Raw genomic sequence first — 2,953 nt, 5'->3', positions numbered from 1 at the left:
AAAATCGCGTGTCTCGCCGCAGCGTGACAGCCGTCCCGGCCAGCTATCGCTGCATCAATCCGCTGATAACTTTACAGTGCCGTTGCAACAAAACCCGAAATGTCGCCCTTTGAAATCATCTTTCGACCGGAGCTTCAGCTTCTCGGCAATGGTATTCAGAATCACAGGCTCGCTCCACAAATTCGAAGCGAGAATTTCTCCGGCGAGCGTCAACAGACGGTTAACTAAGAAAATTTGCGACAGGCCCATATTCCATCCACCCACCATCGAGAACTGCAAGCAACTGCCATGCAAGCATGGCGCCAAATCGCGCGCGTTCACGCCGAATGAACCAAAGCCTCACTCCCAGATCGGTGCCGATCAGGGTGGTTGCAGCCGGTCCTGGAGTGCCCGCCGATTGGCAGCGAGGCCATTGAGGTTATTAAGGTGCTCCCGCTCCGGCCGTCTTTGTGCCAATCGTCCAACCAGTGCCCGCGTCGCGTCCAGCAGGAAGACGCCGCAATCAAAACCGTTTTCCTGCTGGGTCATGGAGGCTCGGACCAGGGTGGTGGCGCCAACCCTTGTTGCGAGCGCTGCTGCAACGGCGTGGTTGTGCCCCCCCGAGGAGTCGTAGTGATAGGCAACCGGGTGTTGTTGATTCCTGCGATCAACGAGCAGCAGCGACCAATGCCGGCCGCGGCGATTAGGATCAAAAGCATGGGCATCGTTCACTGGCATGAACAGGAAGTCGGCTGGCTCCCTTCCGCGCAAGATCCCCTCCCAGTGGTTGTTGTCGTGGGGGTTGTCCCGCAGATGCTGGGCTACGAGGGGATCCACGAGGCGCGTCCGAGCGGCCAGAACCGGATAGGTCGCCCGCAAGTCGCGCTCCAGGAGCCTGTAGTCCTCTATGATGTGGTCGCTGTTCAGCCATTGATCGTCCCCGAGCCAACCTACAGGGGGGTGATGGGTGAGATGAACACTCCCGTCCGACCGCTCGGCCGTGTAAAGGTGACTGTGGATCAAGAAGCGTGTCTGTGGAGCGAACCGGCTTGGCGCGAGCCCGTTGTTCTCCAGGATGCCGATCACAGTGCTTGAGGCCCGTTGGGAGCGGTGTCGCCAGCCACCAAATAGGTATCCAATCTCAGGCGGCTGGGGAGTTGATGGACCGGCAAAGGACGGTGGGCCGGCCCACGCCGGCGCAGAGTGAGCATCATCGCGCAGCTCGTGCGGTGTGGACGGCAAATCAACCAGAGATCCAAGCCCGCTGTAGATGTGTGACGACCGAGGCCTTGCAGCCGATGGTGGTGGCCCGGATCCTTGCATTACCTCATTGTAACTGTCCGCTGGAGACTGGCTAGATTCTTGCGGCCAACCCGACTGCGACGCCCACGAGCGGTCCCACCCCTCAGGTGGCCGCCCTCCGGCTTGATCCGCAGCGTCATGAATTGCGTCTTGATCGTAACTGTCCACTGGAGACTGGCCCGATTGTTGCGGCCAACCCGACCGCTCAGGCGGGTGCATTCCCCGCGCAGCGTTCTCAAGGCGTTGCTGGTAAGTCCGAAGCTGGTTTCTGACGCGGGGCCGCACTTGACCGCCTGGCGCGAGCCTCCGGAGATCAGACAGCCCCGTGCGGACCCTGGCGTGGGCGGCAGCGTATTGTGCCCCGTACTCTTGAAGGTCGTCGTTGATCGATTCGGCTTGATACCGAGAAGCGATGGATGGCCTCCTAAATTTTTTGAGCCACGCAGAAAACTGCCTAAGTGCCGGTGCATTCCCGTTTAGGGAATCGTAGCCCTCGGTCGCGAACTGCTCGAGGAGATCCTTGTCTTCGGGATAAGGAGGAGCGCGAAAAAGGGCTGGGTGGATTCCGGCGCGCCAATCCAGCACGACCTCCACGGCGACCCCCACGCCGCGCTTTGGGTCGCCAACCTCCTTCGCAAACGTCTCCGCAAGAGCAGTCAACTGACCAGGGTCATCAACGAGGCTGGCCACCGTTAAGCTGCGGGCCTGAAGCCAGACGCTGAACTTGCGCAGGGCGGCTACCCACTTCCCGACGGTAGAGGACTCAGAGACGGCGGAGTTTGTCGCCCTGGCCTCGTCCAGTGCCTCTCTCAGCAGGGAAAATAGGTGCTCGTCGGGGGTGATCGTGTGAGCCTCCGCGGCCGGGCGGCTGCGCTTGACGTAATCGGCGCGATACGTCGTCTTGACAACCTCCGGCTGGTGCATCTCGTCGTTCGACGTCTTCTTGCCGCTGCTTGGAACGAAGGCCTTCTTCACCGTTTTCAGCAACGATTTCAATCCCCCGCTTTTTTTCCGCTGGGGGGGGGCGATTGCCGGCTCGTCCGAGAAGGAGGAATAAGCCTCCGACGAAACGGCCGAATGCCTGGAGCGCGAGTGGCTCGAGGCTGCGTAAGAGGTGTCTATGCTGTGGCGCGCGCTGCTGATCTGGTTGTCCCGCAGGGAAGGCTGCCGCGGCATCCGCATTGACCCCCCAATGGACGTGCGCCGAATCGCACCATTGCCTGCATCAGCAGCGGAGCCGCCTAGGTTCAACTCGCTCAGCTGCCGCTCCAGGCCCAGTTGTTGCTCACGGTACTGCTGCATGTAATCGTCCGTTGTCCCCCCTATCCCTGTCAAACTCGCGACCCAAGGGTATATATCGGCGTTGGGATCATTTTGTTCGGAAGCGAAGTCGGGCCATGCCCGGCCAGTATTGTCCATAGCGGTCTCTCCGGTCGGGGATCCAGACAGGGTCGCGGATCCAGAAAGTACTCTAGCGCCTATCGGTCGCGCCGCCGTCATGCGCAATTCATATTCAATCATTCAATCGGGACATGGGGCATCGTCAACTTAACGGCCTGTGGAGTGCGGATTGAACTAAGCGGGGATGTCACATTAACGAGAAATACTACTATCTACTCGTCAAGCGGAAAAGTTTCGGGCAAAAGAAATCAAAGGGTTAGGGCGTCAAGAA

The 2,953-nt window shown here is 59.9% G+C and carries 2 protein-coding genes; both read right to left on the bottom strand.

The window, feature by feature from the left end:
• Window positions 1–54 precede the first annotated feature (54 nt).
• Window positions 55–321 carry a hypothetical protein gene (locus tag BLS48_RS35450; RefSeq protein ID WP_143019600.1) on the bottom strand — a complete coding sequence of 89 codons (267 nt, stop codon included), beginning with the start codon at window positions 319–321 and terminating at the stop codon, window positions 55–57.
• A gap of 39 nt (window positions 322–360) precedes the next feature.
• Entirely contained in the window at window positions 361–2,700 is a 2,340-nt protein-coding gene (locus BLS48_RS34275; protein ID WP_051726996.1) for a Ulp1 family isopeptidase, read from the bottom strand.
• Window positions 2,701–2,953 lie beyond the last annotated feature (253 nt).

The organism is Mesorhizobium qingshengii (genome assembly GCF_900103325.1).
Lineage (GTDB): Bacteria > Pseudomonadota > Alphaproteobacteria > Rhizobiales > Rhizobiaceae > Mesorhizobium > Mesorhizobium qingshengii.
This window is presented reverse-complemented; position numbering and strand designations above follow the sequence as displayed.

Bases quoted from the DNA above. Each gene is read 5' to 3' on its own strand.
- BLS48_RS34275 (WP_051726996.1), bottom strand. From the start codon at position 2,700: ATGGACAATACTGGCCGGGCATGGCCCGACTTCGCTTCCGAACAAAAT.